This is a genomic window from Sporichthyaceae bacterium (assembly GCA_036493475.1).
In the GTDB taxonomy this organism is placed as follows: Bacteria; Actinomycetota; Actinomycetes; order Sporichthyales; family Sporichthyaceae; genus DASQPJ01.
Genome location: DASXPS010000147.1, coordinates 1 through 14,978, shown reverse-complemented (window position 1 = coordinate 14,978; position 14,978 = coordinate 1). Strand labels below are relative to the sequence as shown.

The window sequence follows — 14,978 nt, the reverse complement described above, 5'->3', positions numbered from 1 at the left end:
CCCGCGGTGGCCCGCCCGGGAGACTGAACCATGTCCGCCGCAGGGCCCAGCCTCGATGAGATCGCCGACGAGCTGTACGGGCTGCCGCTCGCTGATTTCACCGCGGCCCGGACCGGGTACGAGAAGCAGGCCCGGCAGGCCGGCGACAAGGAGTTGGCCGGGCGGATCAAGGCGCTGGCCAAGCCGAATGTGGTGGCGTGGCTGGCCAACCAGTTGGCCCGCGCGCACGCCGATGAGTTGGCGCCGCTGATCGAGCTCGGCGCGGGCATGCGGGAGGCAACTCGGGCGCTGGCCGGGGACGAGCTGCGCGCGCTGGCCAAGCAGCGCGACGAGGTGGTGCGTGCGCTGATGAGTCAGGCCCGGGCGCTGGCCAAGCAGGCCGGACAGGCGGTCAGTGACTCCACGGCCGGTGGGTTGGCGGACACCCTGCACGCAGCGCTGGTCGACCAACATGCCGCGGAGGCGTTGCTCGCCGGGCGGCTGGTCGAGGGCCTGTTCCGCAGCGGGTTCGGCGACGTGGAGGCCGCCCCACCGAATCGGTCGCCGGCGAAGGTCGCGCGCCTGGACGACGTCCGGCTGCGGCGCGCGGAGCAGGACCTCGTCGAGGCCGCGCGAGCGCTCGCCGAGGCCGGCAGCGTCCGCGACGACGCGCAATCCGTCGCCGCCGACGCGGACGCCGCGGCGCAGGCCGCGGGCCGGCGGGTCGAGGAGCTGCGCGGTGAGCTCGATGACGCGCGCACCGCGGCCGCCGAGGCCGAGCGCGCCCGCAAGGACAGCGCCGCCGCGGTGCGCGAGGCGGACAAGGCCGTGCGCGCCGCGCAACGTCGGCAGGCCGACGCGCAAGCCGAACGCGACCGGATCGCCGGGGTCGACGGGTGACCGCCGGGTCGTTGACCCGACTCGTCGGCGCGGTCCGGGATTCGCCGCGGCTGCGGATGATCCTGGTGCTCGCCGCGGTCCTCGCCCTGGACGGCGCCGACAAGGGCACCGTTGCGGCCACCGCGTCGGATTTGCAGCGCTCGTTCCACATCGACAACACCCGCATTGGCCTGTTGTCCGCGGCCACCACGCTGGTCGGGGCGTTGACCACGCTGCCCATCGGCGCGCTCACCGACCGGGTGTGCCGCACCCGCTTGCTCGCCGGGTCGATCGCGCTGTGGTCGGTGGCCATGGTGTTCGGCGCGCTCGCCCCGTCCTACGGCTGGCTGCTGGTGTCCCGGCTGGCGCTGGGCGCGGTCAGCGCGACGGCCGGGCCGACGGTCGCCTCGCTCACCGGCGACCTGTTCCCGGCCGGGCAGCGCGCGCGCATCTACGGGTTCATCCTGGTCGGCGAGTTCGCGGGCACCGGGTTGGGTTTCGCGGTGTCCGGGGCGCTGGGCGGGCTGGTCGGGTGGCGGGCCGCGTTCGCGTGGCTGGTGCTGCCCGGCCTGGCTCTGGCCGCGATCGTCTGGCGGCTCGACGAACCGGCCCGCGGGCGGGCCGGGCGGGTGCAGACCAAGCGGCGCGGCGCCGCCGGGGCCGTGGCCGCTCACGGCGTCGAGCCCTACCCGGAGCAGGTGCTGCACACCGACCCGCAGCGGGCCGGGCTGTGGTGGGCGGTGCGCTACGTGCTGCGGGTGCGGACCAACCTGGTGGTCATCGCGGCGTCCGCGCTGACGTATTTCTACTTCGCCGGGGTGCGCACGTTCGTGGTGTTGTTCGCCCAGCACCACTACGGCATCGGCAGCGCCGCGGCGTCGGCGCTGTTGCTGGTCATCGCGGTCGGCGCGGTGGCCGGCGCGTTTTTCGGCGGCCGGTTCACCGACAACCTGCTCGCCCGTGGGGTGCTCACCGCGCGCATCCTGGTGCCCGCCGTGTTGCTGTTCGTTCTTCCGGTGCTGCTCGGCGCGGGGTTCGCGCTGCACACGCTGTGGCTGTCCGTGCCGCTGCTCGGCGCCGGATCGGTGCTGCTCGGGGCGGGCAGCCCGGCGCAGGACGCGGCGCGGTTGGACATCATCCATCCGCACCTGTGGGGACGGTCCGAGGCGGTGCGCACCACGTTGCGGTTGCTGTGCGAGGCGGCCGCCCCGCTGGCCTTCGGGTTGGTCGCCGACCACCTGTTCGGCTCGCACGTCAGCGTCGGCGACGCCGCCACCAACACCTATACCGCCGGGCAGGGCCACGGACTGGCCCCGACCTTCCTGCTGTTCCTGGTGCTGCTGCCGGTGGCCGGCGGCGTGGCCGCGATCGGTCTGCGCACCTATCCCCGCGACGTCGCCACCGCGGCGGCCTCCCTGGCGAATACCTCAGCGGCGTGAGCTGGGAAAATGGTTTACTGGTAAGCTGGCTCGATGAAGACGACCATGGACCTCCCCGCGGACCTGGTGCGCCGACTCAAAATCAAGGCCGCCGAGGACAACCGCCGCCTCAAGGACCTCGTCGCCGACCTGCTGCACCGCGCCCTTGACGAGGACCGCGGGCCCGGACCCGCGCCGGCCCGGGTCCGGCTGCCACTCATCCACGCCGCCCATCCGGCGGATTCCGACCATGAGCTCACCCCTGAGCGGGTCGCGGCCCTGCTGGCCGCCGAGGAGGCCACCGCGCTCCCGTCGGGCGAGCGGTGACCACCTACCTGTGCGACGTCAATGTGTGGCTGGCCCTGAGCATCTCCGCCCACACCCACCACGCGGGCGCGGTCGGCTGGCTCGACGGGCTGTCCGAGCCCGGCACCGTGGTGTTCTGCCGCACCACCCAGCAGGCGTTCCTGCGGTTGCTCACCAACCCGGCCGTGCTGGGCGCCTACGGGAACCCGCCGTTGACCAATGCCGAGGCCTGGACCGTGCACGACGCGCTCTTCGCCGACGAGCGGATCACCCTGCAGGACCGTGAGCCCACCGGGGTGCAGGCCCGCTGGCGCAGCTACGCCGCCCGGGACAGCGTCTCTCCCAAACTGTGGACGGATGCCTGGCTGGCCGCGTTCGCCGCCACCGGCCGACACCGGCTGGTCACCATCGACACCGCCTTCGCCCAGTTCCCCGGCCTCGACCTGCTCACCCTCACCGTTTAGCCGGCCCGGAGCCGTGGGGTGGTAGCGGCCTGACGACCACTCACCTCCCGGTCCACACCGGCGGTCGCTTGTCCCGGAACGCGGCCGGGCCCTCCTGCGCGTCCGCGCTGCGGTACACCGGGTCCCAGATCTTCTCGGCCTGCGCGTAAGCCTCGCTCAGCGAGTGTTCGGCGCACAGCCGCACCGTCGCCTTGCCGGCCAGCACCGACAGCGGAGCGTTGGCCACGATGCGCTCGCCCAGCGCCTGGGTCGCGGCCACCAACTCCGCGGCCGGCACCACCCGATTCACCAGACCCACCTCGAGCGCCCGCGCGGCGGTCAGCGGATCGCCGGTGAGCACGATCTCCATGGCGATCCGCGGCGGGATCAGCCACGGCAGCGGTGCGGCCCACGGCGACCCGCGGCCCACCTTGGCCTCGCTGATCGCGAAGCTCGCCGTGTCCGCGGCCACCACCAGGTCGCATTGCTGGGCGAGCAGGAAACCGCCGCCGAGGGCCACGCCGTTGACTGCCGCGATGGTCGGCTTGGGCACCTCGATGTTGCGACCGAACTGCGGGAGGAAATCGACGGGCGGCACCTTCAACCGCAGGGTGGCCATCTCCTTGAGGTCACCGCCCGCGCAGAAGGCCCGGTCGCCGGCCCCGGTGAGCACCAGCACCTTGGCCCCGGTGTCCTCGTTGAACCGCCGCACGCCCGCGTACAACCCGTCGCGCACTGCCTGATTCAGCGCGTTGCGCGCCTGCGGGCGGTTGATGGTCAGCCACGCGACCCCGTTGACGAGGTGGTAGGTGACGACGTCCTGCTCGAGTTCCACTGCGGTCTCCTCCCGGCCGGCGGGTTAAATTACTTCATCCACCATCTCGGGAGGCGCGCTGATGTTGATGACCGCGGCGGAGTACCGGGAGTCCCTGCGCGAATACAAGCCGCGGGTGTTCCTCGACGGTCGCACCGTGGACGTGGTGGCCGATGATCCGGCGCTGCTGCCCGGCATCAACGCCATCGGCGTCACCTACGACCTGGCGCACCAGGCGCAGTACGCCGAGGTGATGACCGCGCGCACCCCCGATGGGCGCACGGTCAACCGGATGACGCACCAGGACACCAACGGTGCGGACCTGTTGGCCAAGCTGGAGGCGGTCCGGCTGGTCTGTCAGGAGTCCGGGTGCGCGCAGCGCTACCTCACCCACGACTCGTTGGCCGCGCTGGCCCAGGCCACCTTCGCCGCCGACGCCGAGCACGGCACCGAGTACGGCCAACGCTTCGCCTCCTACCTGGCCCGGGTCCAGGACGAGGACCTGACCCTCGGCGTGGCGATGACCGACGCCAAGGGCGACCGCTCGCAGCGCCCCGGCAAGCAGGCCAATCCCGATGTGTACGTGCACATCAGCTCCCGGCGCAGCGACGGCATCGTGCTGCGCGGCACCAAGGCCATCGTCACCGGCGCCCCGTACGTGCACGAGTTCCTGGTCATGCCGTGTCGCACCATGACCGCCGAGGATGCCGACTTCGCGGTGTGCGCCGCGGTGCCCGTCGACGCCGACGGGGTAACCATCGTGGCCCGCCCGGCCGGGCGGCCCGGCGAGCGGGCGGCCACCTTCTCCAACCGCTACGGCCAGTCAACCGGCGTGGTGATCTTCGACGACGTGTTCGTGCCGTGGGAGCGGGTGTTCCTGGCCGGCGAGCACGAGGTCGGCGGCCTGCTCACCACCTCCTACGCCACCCATCACCGGCACACCTGCATCGGGGCCCGGGCCGGGTTCGGCGATCTGCTCATCGGCGCCGGCGTGCTGATGACCGAGGCCAACGGCCTGGACACCGAGCGGCATGCGCACATCCGCGACGCCATGGTCGAACTGATCACCCTGGTGGAGGGCTTCTACGCGTGCGGCGTGGCCGCGTCCAGCTATGCGGTCGAGGACCCGTCGGGCATCTTCATGCCGGATCCGGTGTTCGCCAACATCGGCAAGCTACTGCTGGCCAACGGCATCTACGACATGCACCGCCTGGCGCACTACGTCTCCGGCGGGCTGATCGTGGCGCTGCCCGGCCCGGACGAGGACCACAACCCGGAGACCGCGGCCGCACTGGACGCCGTGTTGGGTGCCCGCGCCGACATCCCGAGCCGGCAACGGCTGGAGGTCGCCCGCCTGGTGGAGGACCTGACCGCGTCCTATCAGGGCGGCTGGTACTCGGTGATCTCGCTGCACGGCGGCGGGTCACCGGAGGCGATGAAGCGGGAGATCTGGCGCAACTACCCGCTGCCGGAGAAGACCGAACTGGTGCAACGACTGTTGGAGCGCGGCGTGGCCGGTGGCCGTCCACTGACCAGCCGGCAACCCGGCAAGTGCTGCTCGACGGGTTGCCAACCGCCGCAACCCGAGCAGACCTGAGCGCATGGGGTTGTTCACGCTGGAGGAGGCCCGGGCCGAACTCGCGCGGCTGCTGCCGGTGCTCGACGAGATCGTCACGTTGCGCGCCGACGCCGCCGAACTGGCCACCGCGCAGAACGCGGGCACCCGCAGTGAGCTCGGCGGCCTGGCGGAGTTCAAGGCCGCCCAGGCCCGGCTGGACGAGTTGTTGACCGAGGTGCAGCAGACCGGTGCGCACCTGAAGGGCGTCGCGCCGTTGTTGATCGACTTTCCCGGCGAGTTCGACGGCGTCGAGGTGATGTTCTGCTGGTTGGAGGGCGACCGCGAACTCGCCTGGTACCACCGCAGCGACCTCGGCTTCCCCGGCCGCCGCCCCCTCACCCCGTAACCCCCGGTCGCTGCGCAAAGTCGGCGCGGGCGGTTTGGGCGGGTTCGGGGGGTTACACGCCATTTCGCCCGCGACGTCCCATGGAACCGAATCGCGGCTTTCGTGACTCCAAGTCCCGCCCGACCACGTCACGTTTGCCGTCCGCGGTCGGGCGCACCACGGGCGCCCGGGTGACGGGCATCGGGGGTCGACCCGGACCGAGAAAACGGGCCGCGCCCTTGGCATCCGGGCGCCCCTCGGCACTCACGGCCGCGTCAGAGCGCCACCAGGCCCTCGGCCACCTCGACCAGGTCCTCGCCCATGACGTCGGCCGGGGTGAAGATCTCCCCGTACTTGCCCTCGGCGCGCGCCGCCCAGCCGGCCATCAGCCCGGCTTTCTTCGCTCCGTGACAGTCCCAGGCGTGCACCGCCACCAACGCCACCTGATGGGGCATCAGACCGAGCCGGGCGCAGCCGTGGTGATACACCGCCGCGGGCGGCTTCCAGGTACCCACCTCGGCGGTGGTCGCCACCGACTCGATGTAGTCGCTCAGCCCGTTGCGGTCCAGGAAATTGCCGGTGATCTCCGCGGACCCGTTGGTCAGGCAGATCATCCGTACGCCACCGGAGGCCAACGTCTTCATGCACGCCGCCACGTCCGGGTGCGCGGGCAACTCCTTGACGCCGGCCAGTACGTGGGCGACCTGGTCATCGCTCAGCGTGTGCCGGCTGACCGCGCGCAGCGACTCCGCCGCGGCGACCGGGAACGGGATGTAGTCCCCGACCACGGACAACCCCAGCCCGTACAACAAGGTGCGCGGGAACCACGCATGCACGGCGTTGGCGGGCAACCCGACGTCGGTCAACCGCTCACCCAGCGGCTCCAGCGAGATCAGCGTCTCCATCACGTCGAAGGCGACGGCTTCCGGCTTCACAGTTCCTCCTCGATCGGCTCGTCGACCAGTACGGCATCCAGATTGCGCAACACCACGTGCCAGGCGTGCTCATGCTCCCGGCTGGCGGCCTCGGTGAGGAAGCCGGCATGCGCCAGGCGCACGTGGGTGCCCGAGTGGGCCGGGGTGAGCTCGATGCTCAATACCGTCTCCACGCCCCCGGTGCCGTTCGGCCCGGTCACCCAGGTCAGCACGATGCGCCGGTCCGGCTCCAGCACCAGGAACCGGCCGTAGTGCGGGTAGCGCCGGTTGTTGAACTCGGTCTCGAAGTAGAACGGCTCCCCGACCTCGGCCCGCATCAGCGCCCGGCCGGGCAGCGACAACCAGCGGTCGCAGTGCACGGTCCAGGCTCGGTAGATGGCCGGCGCCGAGGCGACCATGTCGCGCTCCACCACGTGCGCATGCGGCCGGCCGCTCAGGTCGGGCCAGGGAATCGCGTGGTGGTTCACAACTCCGGGACGCCCAGGACCTTTTTCAGCGCGGCCAGGTCGGGCGAGCCGAACACCACGCGGTCCCGGGTGGCCACGTACACCACTTCCAGGTTGACGCCGGCCTCGGCAATCTTGCGGGCCAGGTCCGCGAGCACGCCGGGTCGGTCGACCACGTCGACCACCACCACGTGGTGCTCGTGACTGACTGTGAGCCCGGAGATGGACAGCGCGTGCTTCGCCGCCTCGGCATGCGGCACGAGGATGTGCATCTCCGCCTGCTCGTGCTTGCCCACGCAGGTCGCCGCCGCGATGTTCACCCCCGCATCACTGATCGCGGCCGCCACCCGGGCCAGGGCTCCGGGGCTGTTCACCACGTCGATGACCAGGTCCACTGCCATATGTGCCATACCGCGGCAGGCTAGTCCGTGCGCCCCGGCGCTGTGCAGGCATACTCCCGGTATGGATGAGGACATTCTGGCCAAGGTCGCTGCGCTGGTGAGCGAGGAGAAGGCGCTGGCCGTCGACACCGAGACCAGCGCGGAGCGGCAGGCCCACCGGGCCCGGGTCGAGCAGCAGCTCGACCAGTGCTGGGACCTGCTCCGGCAGCGTCAGGCCCTGCGCGAATTCGGCAAGGACCCGGCCGAAGCGCATGCCCGCCCCATCCCCGAGGTCGAGCAGTACCTCCAGTAATCCCCGGCACCGCCCACGTCCGCCGGGCGTCCGCTCCACCGTGAGCTATAGCTCACTGTTGAGCGGACGCCTGCGGGTCAGGCGGCCAGGGCGGCAGCGTCCACCTCGGTCAGCGCCAGGCGCAGCACGTCACGGACGTCGCTGACCGGGTGAATGGTCAGCTTCTCCCGCACCGCCTCCGGCACGTCGTCCAGGTCCGGCTCGTTGCGCGCCGGGATCAGCACCGTGGTGATACCGGCCCGGTGCGCGGCGAGCAGCTTCTGCTTGACGCCACCGATCGGCAGCACCCGCCCGGTCAGCGACACCTCACCGGTCATCGCGACGTCGGAGCGCACCGGACGGCCGGACAGCAACGAGGCCAGCGCCGTGGTCATGGTGATGCCGGCGCTCGGGCCGTCCTTCGGCACCGCACCCGCGGGCACGTGCAGGTGCACGCTGCGGTCGTGCAGCTGCGCGGTGGGCACGCCCAGCGCCGCGCCGTTGGAGCGCAGGAAGGACAGCGCGATCTGCGCGGACTCCTTCATCACCTCACCGAGCTGACCGGTGATGGTGACCCCGGTCGTGCCGGTTTCCGCCTCGGCCAGCGACGCTTCGATGAACAGCACGTCGCCGCCCGCGCCGGTGACCGCCAGGCCGGTCGCCACGCCCGGTAGGGCGGTGCGTTCGGCCGACTCGGGCAGGTGCCGCGGCCGTCCGACGTAGGTCGCCAGGTTGTCCGGATCGACGGTGACCGGCTCGGCGTCCTGCGGCCGGGCCGCGACCTTGCGCAGCACCCGGGCGATGGACCGCTCCAGGTCCCGCACCCCGGCCTCGCGGGTGTACTCCGCGGCCAATCGACGCAACGCCTCGTCGGTGATGGACACCTCGTCCGCCGTCAGACCCGCCCGCTCGATCTGACGTAGCATCAGGTGATCGCGGGCGATGACGACCTTCTCCTCCTCGGTGTAGCCGTCCAGCCGGATCAGCTCCATCCGGTCCAGCAGCGGACCGGGGATGGACTCCAAGGTGTTGGCCGTGGCCAGGAACAGCACGTCGGACAGGTCGAGCTCGACCTCCAGGTAGTGGTCCCGGAAGGTGTGGTTCTGCGCCGGGTCCAGCACCTCCAACAGCGCCGCGGTCGGATCGCCGCGGTAGTCCGCGCCGAGCTTGTCCACCTCGTCGAGCAGCATGACCGGGTTCATCGACCCGGCCTCTTTGATCGCCCGGGCGATGCGGCCCGCCATGGCGCCGACGTAGGTCTTGCGGTGGCCACGGATCTCGGCCTCGTCCCGCACCCCACCCAGCGCCACCCGGACGAACTTGCGTCCCATGGCCCGGGCCACCGACTCACCCAGCGACGTCTTGCCCACACCGGGCGGGCCGACCAGCGCCAGCACGGCACCGGACCGCCGTCCGCCGACCACGCCGAGCCCCCGGTCGGCGCGCCGCTTGCGCACCGCCAGATATTCCACGACGCGGTCCTTCACGTCGTCCAGCCCGGCGTGGTCCGCGTCGAGCACCGCCCGCGCGCCCGCCATGTCGTAGGCGTCGTCGGTGTGCTCCCCCCACGGCAGGTCGAGGATCGTGTCCAGCCATGTCCGGATCCAGCCGACCTCGGGGGATTGTTCGGAGGTGCGCTCCAGCTTGTCCACCTCGGCCAACGCGGCCTCACGCACCTTCTCCGGCAGCGCCGCGGCCTCGACCCTGGCGCGGTAGTCCTGCTCCTCGGTCGCCGGGGCGCCGGACAGCTCGGCCAGCTCCTTGCGGATCGCGGCCAGCTGCTGGCGCAGCAAGAACTCGCGCTGCTGCTTCTCCATGCCCTCCGCGACGTCCTTGCGGATGCTCTCCGCGACGTCGAGCTCGGTCAGGTGCTCCCGGCTCCACGCGACCAGCTTGGTCAACCGCTCGGCGACGTCGGTCGTCTCCAGCAGCACGATCTTCTGATCCCGCGTCAGGTAGGGGGCGTAGCCGGCCACGTCGGCCAGCGCGGACGGGTCGTCCACCCCGGGCAGCGCGTCCACGAATTGCCAGGCGCCGCGCTGCTGCAGGATCGAGGTGGCCAGCGCCTTGTACTCCCGCGCCAGCACGGTCGCCGACTCCTCGACGACCTCCGGCAGTTCGGTGACCTCGACCCACAGCGCCGCGCCCGGCCCGGAGGTCCCGGTGCCGATGCGCACCCGCCCGGTGCCGCGGACCACCGCGACGTGCTCCCCGCCGCGCATCCGGCCGACCTGCTCGATCACCGCGACCGTGCCGACCGTCGTGTACTTGCCGTTCAGCCGGGGAACGAGCAGCACCCTGGCCTGGGCCTCCGGGGCGGAGGCCTGCGCCGCCTCGACGGCGGCGCGGGTCTCGGCGTCGCTCAGGGCCAGCGGCAGCACCATGCCGGGCAGCACGACCAGGCCGTCCAGCGGCAACAGCGGCAGCGTCATCTCGCTCATGGGACCCCTTAATTGAGCCGTTCAAGACTTGCGTCAACACGACTCAACCCGGCTTCATTCCGACCGGATTCCGCTGTCAGCGGACGCGTCCGGAATGCTGTGCGCCATGCCCGTCGACCCCCCCTCCCTCCGCTCATTCATGAGCGCAGCGGGCACTTTCATACGCGAGGCGTCATCGCCGGGCCCTTTCGGCCGCCGAAAGTGACGCCCCACGTATGAGAGAACTCCGCCAGATCATGAATGAGCGAAAGTTCGCCGCCGATGAGTGACGCCCTGGCCGCCGCGGGCCGCACCATGCGGACGCGGGCGGACACCGCGCTGCGCCGCTTCCTGGGCACCGAGACCAGTTCGGCGGTAGTGCTGTTCGCCGCCGCGGTCGCCGCGCTGCTCTGGGTGAACGTCGACGACGGCTCCTACCTGCGGGTTTGGCATTCGACGCTGTCCATCCGGATCAGCGACTACGGCGTGGCGATGGAGCTGCGGGACTGGGTCAACTCCGGGGTGATGACCTTCTTCTTCCTGGTCATCGGCCTGGAGGCGCGCCGCGAGTTCGACCTCGGCGAGTTCCGGGAGCGCAACCGGGTGGTGCTGCCGGTGCTGGCCGGCTGCGGCGGCATGCTCGGCGCGGTCGGGATCTACCTGGCGTTCAACGCGGGAAAGGCGGGCTCGCACGGCTGGGGCACGGCGATGTCCACGGACACCGCGTTCGCCCTCGGCGTGCTGGCGCTGGTCGGCAAGCGGGTGCCGGACCGGCTGCGCGGGTTCATCCTCACCGTGGTGGTGGTCGACGACCTGCTCGCACTGTTGGTCATCGCCACCGTCTACGCCGGCGAGGTGCAGTGGGAGAAGTTCTGGATCTCCGTGGGGTTCTTCGCCGGGATCGTGCTGCTGGCCCTCGCCCGGCTGCGGCTGGGGCTGTTGGTGTTCGCCCTCGGCGTGGCGTCCTGGGTGGCGATGCTCAAATCCGGCGTCGACCCGCTGGTGGTGGGGCTGGCCGCGGGGCTGCTGGTCTACGCCGCCCCGGCCTCACGCACCGACCTGGAGCTGGCCACCGAGAGCTTCCGCGGCTTCCGCGAGCAACCCACCCCGCAGCTGCTGCGCGAGGCGTCGGTGGCGTTGAACGCCTCGGTCTCCCCCAACGACCGGCTGCAGCAGCTCTACCACCCGTGGACGTCCTACGTGCTGGTGCCGCTGTTCGCGCTGGCCAACGCCGGCGTCCACCTCGACATGGGCTTCATCGCCGACTCGTTCCGGTCCCCGATCACCCTGGGCATCCTGCTCGGGTACCTGGTCGGCAAGCCGGTCGGGGTGACCGCGACCTGCGCACTGGTCACCAAGCTGACCCGCGGTCGGCTGCGTCCGCCGGTCGGCTGGGGCGCGGTCGGCGGCGGCGGCGCGATCACCGGGGTCGGGTTCACCGTCTCGCTGCTGATCGCCTCGTTGGCCTTTCACAGCACCGACCTGGACCGGGCCAAGTTCGGCATCCTGTGCTCCGCGGTGTTCTCCTCCGCGCTCACCTGGATGTGGTTCGTGCTGGTGAGCCGGCTGCCGAAGTACACGCGGATTCGCTGGCTGTTCGGCGGCTCAACCATGATCCTCGACCTGGCCGACCCGGTGGACGACGGCCGCGACCACATCCGCGGGCCGGCCGACGCCCCGGTGACCCTGCTCGAGTACGGCGACTTCGAGTGCCCCTACTGCGGGCTGGCCGAGGAGTCGGTGCGCGAGCTGCTCGCCGAGATCGGCGACCTGCGCTACGTGTGGCGGCACCTGCCGCTGGACGACGTGCACCCGCGGGCGCGGCTGGCCGCCGAAGCGGCCGAGGCGGCCGGCGCGCAGGGCGCGTTCTGGGAGATGCACCGGGTGCTGTTGACGCACCAGGATGCGCTGACGCCGAAAGACCTGCGGCGCTACGCCGATGACCTCGGCCTGGACGGCGAACGCGTGGTGACGGAATTGCGCGAGCACAAGTGGGCCGACCGGGTGGCCGCGGACGTGGACAGTGCGGATGAGTCCGACGTGGCCGGCACCCCGACGTTCTTCGTCAACGGCGTCCGGCACACCGGGGCCTACGACCTGGACTCGCTGCTGCGCGCGGTGCGCGAGGCGCGGGCGCGGGCGGCGTTGCCCGCCCGCAGCTGACGTACTATCAGATGGGGTCCGGGGGCACTCGGCCCCACTTACGAAGACGTTACGACCGGGCTGCAGGTCTAGGTCGGGCGCGGATCCCGACGCAGGATCGATAACGGGAATCCACCCGATTCGTCGCTGCAGGGCTGGTGTCGATGGTCGTGCTGTTGCTGGTCTCCCTGCTGGTGGGCGCGGCATCGGTGCTCACTCCGTGCGTGCTGCCGTTGTTGCCCGCGATCCTCGCGGCCGCAACCGGCGGCCGGCGGTCCCGGTCGTGGGGCATCGTGGCCGGGATCGTCGCCACGTTCGGGCTCTCGGTGCTCGCCCTGGGCGAGGCCATCTCCGCGTTGGGTTTGCCGGCCAACACGCTGCGCTGGATCGCGGTGGTGATCCTGGTCGGGTTCGCGGTGGTGCTGCTGATCCCGCCACTCGAGCAACGCTTCACGACCCGAATGCAGTCGGTGGTGGCGCGCGGTCCGCGCGACGGTGCCGGGCGGACCGGGTTCGCCGGGGGGGTGCTGCTGGGCAGCGGGTTGGGCCTGGTGTGGTCGCCCTGCGCCGGCCCGCTGTTCGCCTCGGTGACCGCCGCCACGGCCACCGGCACCGACTTCGGCGAGCGGGTGCAGATCACCCTCGCCTACGTGCTGGGCATGAGCCTGCCGCTGGCCGCAATCGTGCTCGGTGGTGCCGGGGTGAGCCGCCGACTGATGCAGGCCTCGCGTGGCGGCAGCCTGGTGCTGCCGGCAATGGGCGTCGTCCTGCTGATCACCGGCGTGCTCATCGGCACCAAGTCCGACACCCGGCTCAACGCCTGGGTCTCCACCCACACCGCGTGGTCGGCCACCCCGTTCGCCGGGCTGCAGCAGCACGTCGCCTCGAACAGCCGGGGTGGCGGTGGCCGGTCCGCAGCGTTGGTCGCCGATCAAGCCGCGGCGGCCCGGTCGGCGGCGGGGGAGGCGGGCCTCACCGACGCCGACAGCGACCACCTCGTGCGGTTCGACCCGGACGAGCTACGACACAACGGCTACCCGCAGACCGACGTCATCCGCGACTTCGGCCCGGCGCCGGAGTTCGGTGGGATCTCCCGCTGGTACAACACCGCCGACGGGCAACCGCTGACGATGGCCGCGCTGCGCGGCAAGGTGGTGCTGGTCGACTTCTGGACCTACTCCTGCATCAACTGCCTGCGCGCGCTGCCGCACGTCAAGGCACTGTGGGACCGCTACCACGCCCGGGGCCTGGTGGTGGTCGGCGTGCACACCCCGGAGTTCAAGTACGAGGCCGACCCCGGCAACGTCGCCGACGCCATCAAACGTCTCGGCGTGCGATACCCGGTGGCGCTGGACCCGGACGACACCACGTGGGGTCAGTTCCACAACCAGTACTGGCCGGCGCAATATCTGATCGATCAGCAGGGCCACATCCGCGCCACCCACTTCGGGGAGGGCGACTACGACCGCACCGACGCCCTGGTCCGCCATCTGCTCGGGGTCAACGGCGCGGCGGGCGGTGTGGGACGACAGCAGTGACGGGCACTCGTCGATGCGCGGGCCCGGTGGGTCACGCGCCGCCGAGGGCGAGGAGACCGTTGGGGGTGCCCATGCCGGTGGGGCCGTCGTACCCGGGCATGGCTTGGCACAGGTACGCGGTGTCGCAGTCGTCGGTCTGACCCGTCGTCACGTCATTGAGGCCCGCTGCGTTGGCGGTGTCGTAAAGGGGCTGAGCGCTGGGGTATGGGTTGCCGGCGAGGGCGTACATCCCGGCGAGGATCGGCGTCGAGGCACTGGTGCCGGCGATGACCGTCCACCCGCCGCTGAACGAGTCATACACGGCGGGGCCGGTGTTGGGGTCCGCCACGGCCGCTACGTCGGTCACGGTCCGACTGTGACAACCGGGGTCATGCTGCCAGGCGGGCTTGGGCCGAAACGGCGAGCATCCGCTGCCCGCGTCGATCCACGCGGATTCGGTCCAGCCGCGGCCGTTCGCCGCCCGATCCAGGCGAGTGCCACCGACCGCGATGACTCCCGGCGCCGCCGCCGGGAACTCCACCCGGAAGCCGTCGTCGCCGGACGCGGCGAGAACGGCGATGCCCGGATGGTCGAAGTACCGCCTCGCTTGGCTGACACCGTCGGGGAATTCGGTGCCGCCGTAGCTGTTGGAGATGGCGGCCACGCCCTGCGTGGCCGCGTAGTTCTCCGCGGCGCCCAGATTGTCGTAGTCGGTGTCGTCGGCCTCGACGAGCAGGATCTTGCACCGGGGGCACGCCGCGGACACCATCTGCAGGTCCAGGGAGATCTCGCTGGCCCATCCCGAATCGGTCGACGGCAGCGACCCGGTGTCCCCGTCCTGGTTCACCTTGCGGAAGCATCCGTCGCCGCTGCCGCACGGTGGCAGCCCCCACGTGTTTCGGTAGACGGCCAGATCGGCCTCGGCGTTCGGGTTGTCGAAGGCATCCACAATGGCCACCGTCGCCCCGGCGCCGAGCTCGGTCGGAATCGCGTAAGCGGCTTTCAGGTCCGCCGGGGAGTAGCCCTGGATCGCCGCGGGTGAGGCGACGTGGGAACGCGACATT

15 protein-coding genes are annotated in these 14,978 nt (G+C 71.4%); 9 read left to right on the top strand and 6 right to left on the bottom strand.

Annotation, left to right across the window (positions count from 1 at the left end):
- Positions 1-30: 30 nt before the first annotated feature.
- From VGJ14_15020 to VGJ14_15005, 4 genes are read left to right on the top strand one after another with little or no spacing between them, the layout of a single operon-like run.
- Positions 31-879, top strand: a complete 849-nt coding sequence (locus VGJ14_15020; protein HEY2833740.1) for a hypothetical protein — start codon at positions 31-33, stop codon at positions 877-879.
- The gene (locus VGJ14_15015) at positions 876-2,297 is read left to right on the top strand and encodes an MFS transporter (protein HEY2833739.1); all 1,422 of its coding nucleotides are present in this window, start codon (positions 876-878) and stop codon (positions 2,295-2,297) included. The genes VGJ14_15020 and VGJ14_15015 overlap by 4 nt, the downstream gene beginning before the upstream one ends.
- A 33-nt stretch (positions 2,298-2,330) precedes the next feature.
- Positions 2,331-2,603 (top strand): hypothetical protein, encoded by a 273-nt coding sequence (locus VGJ14_15010; GenBank protein HEY2833738.1) that lies wholly within the window; start codon positions 2,331-2,333, stop codon positions 2,601-2,603.
- Positions 2,600-3,046, top strand: coding sequence for a TA system VapC family ribonuclease toxin (locus VGJ14_15005; protein HEY2833737.1), 447 nt, complete (start codon positions 2,600-2,602; stop codon positions 3,044-3,046). The genes VGJ14_15010 and VGJ14_15005 overlap by 4 nt, the downstream gene beginning before the upstream one ends.
- A 40-nt stretch (positions 3,047-3,086) precedes the next feature.
- Here the strand turns inward: VGJ14_15005 and VGJ14_15000 are convergent, their stop codons facing one another.
- On the bottom strand, positions 3,087-3,860 hold the full coding sequence (locus tag VGJ14_15000; protein HEY2833736.1) for an enoyl-CoA hydratase-related protein: 774 nt from the start codon (positions 3,858-3,860) through the stop codon (positions 3,087-3,089).
- Between the two features lie 61 nt (positions 3,861-3,921).
- On the opposite strand from VGJ14_15000, the gene VGJ14_14995 reads away from it, so the two are divergent.
- The gene (locus VGJ14_14995) at positions 3,922-5,436 is read left to right on the top strand and encodes a 4-hydroxyphenylacetate 3-hydroxylase N-terminal domain-containing protein (GenBank protein ID HEY2833735.1); all 1,515 of its coding nucleotides are present in this window, start codon (positions 3,922-3,924) and stop codon (positions 5,434-5,436) included.
- A 4-nt stretch (positions 5,437-5,440) separates the two neighbouring features.
- Positions 5,441-5,803, top strand: coding sequence for a DUF2203 domain-containing protein (locus VGJ14_14990; protein ID HEY2833734.1), 363 nt, complete (start codon positions 5,441-5,443; stop codon positions 5,801-5,803).
- A gap of 254 nt (positions 5,804-6,057) precedes the next feature.
- Here the strand turns inward: VGJ14_14990 and VGJ14_14985 are convergent, their stop codons facing one another.
- From VGJ14_14985 to VGJ14_14975, 3 genes are read right to left on the bottom strand one after another with little or no spacing between them, the layout of a single operon-like run.
- Positions 6,058-6,717, bottom strand: a complete 660-nt coding sequence (locus VGJ14_14985; GenBank protein ID HEY2833733.1) for a haloacid dehalogenase type II — start codon at positions 6,715-6,717, stop codon at positions 6,058-6,060.
- On the bottom strand, positions 6,714-7,184 hold the full coding sequence (locus tag VGJ14_14980) for an SRPBCC domain-containing protein (protein HEY2833732.1): 471 nt from the start codon (positions 7,182-7,184) through the stop codon (positions 6,714-6,716). The genes VGJ14_14985 and VGJ14_14980 overlap by 4 nt, the downstream gene beginning before the upstream one ends.
- The gene (locus VGJ14_14975) at positions 7,181-7,573 is read right to left on the bottom strand and encodes an ACT domain-containing protein (protein HEY2833731.1); all 393 of its coding nucleotides are present in this window, start codon (positions 7,571-7,573) and stop codon (positions 7,181-7,183) included. The genes VGJ14_14980 and VGJ14_14975 overlap by 4 nt, the downstream gene beginning before the upstream one ends.
- 52 nt (positions 7,574-7,625) lie before the next feature.
- On the opposite strand from VGJ14_14975, the gene VGJ14_14970 reads away from it, so the two are divergent.
- Entirely contained in the window at positions 7,626-7,856 is a 231-nt protein-coding gene (locus tag VGJ14_14970; protein HEY2833730.1) for a DUF2630 family protein, read from the top strand.
- A 77-nt stretch (positions 7,857-7,933) separates the two neighbouring features.
- Here the strand turns inward: VGJ14_14970 and lon are convergent, their stop codons facing one another.
- Positions 7,934-10,276, bottom strand: coding sequence for an endopeptidase La (gene lon / locus VGJ14_14965; GenBank protein ID HEY2833729.1), 2,343 nt, complete (start codon positions 10,274-10,276; stop codon positions 7,934-7,936).
- Between the two features lie 261 nt (positions 10,277-10,537).
- On the opposite strand from lon, the gene VGJ14_14960 reads away from it, so the two are divergent.
- Positions 10,538-12,418: a Na+/H+ antiporter NhaA gene (locus VGJ14_14960; GenBank protein HEY2833728.1), complete on the top strand. Its 1,881-nt coding sequence runs from the start codon at positions 10,538-10,540 to the stop codon at positions 12,416-12,418.
- A gap of 143 nt (positions 12,419-12,561) precedes the next feature.
- Positions 12,562-13,935, top strand: coding sequence for a cytochrome c biogenesis protein DipZ (locus tag VGJ14_14955; GenBank protein HEY2833727.1), 1,374 nt, complete (start codon positions 12,562-12,564; stop codon positions 13,933-13,935).
- Between the two features lie 31 nt (positions 13,936-13,966).
- Here the strand turns inward: VGJ14_14955 and VGJ14_14950 are convergent.
- Positions 13,967-14,978 (bottom strand): S53 family peptidase (locus VGJ14_14950; GenBank protein ID HEY2833726.1); only part of this gene is annotated, 1,012 nt, incomplete at its 5' end.

Excerpts from the sequence above, each read along its gene's own strand:
- VGJ14_14990 (HEY2833734.1), top strand. The coding sequence starts at position 5,441 with ATGGGGTTGTTCACGCTGGAGGAGGCCCGGGCCGAACTCGCGCGGCTG.
- lon (HEY2833729.1), bottom strand. The coding sequence starts at position 10,276 with ATGAGCGAGATGACGCTGCCGCTGTTGCCGCTGGACGGCCTGGTCGTG.
- VGJ14_14955 (HEY2833727.1), top strand. The coding sequence starts at position 12,562 with ATGGTCGTGCTGTTGCTGGTCTCCCTGCTGGTGGGCGCGGCATCGGTG.
- VGJ14_14975 (HEY2833731.1), bottom strand. The coding sequence starts at position 7,573 with ATGGCACATATGGCAGTGGACCTGGTCATCGACGTGGTGAACAGCCCC.
- VGJ14_15010 (HEY2833738.1), top strand. The coding sequence starts at position 2,331 with ATGAAGACGACCATGGACCTCCCCGCGGACCTGGTGCGCCGACTCAAA.
- VGJ14_14970 (HEY2833730.1), top strand. The coding sequence starts at position 7,626 with ATGGATGAGGACATTCTGGCCAAGGTCGCTGCGCTGGTGAGCGAGGAG.
- VGJ14_14960 (HEY2833728.1), top strand. The coding sequence starts at position 10,538 with ATGAGTGACGCCCTGGCCGCCGCGGGCCGCACCATGCGGACGCGGGCG.
- VGJ14_15020 (HEY2833740.1), top strand. The coding sequence starts at position 31 with ATGTCCGCCGCAGGGCCCAGCCTCGATGAGATCGCCGACGAGCTGTAC.
- VGJ14_14995 (HEY2833735.1), top strand. The coding sequence starts at position 3,922 with ATGTTGATGACCGCGGCGGAGTACCGGGAGTCCCTGCGCGAATACAAG.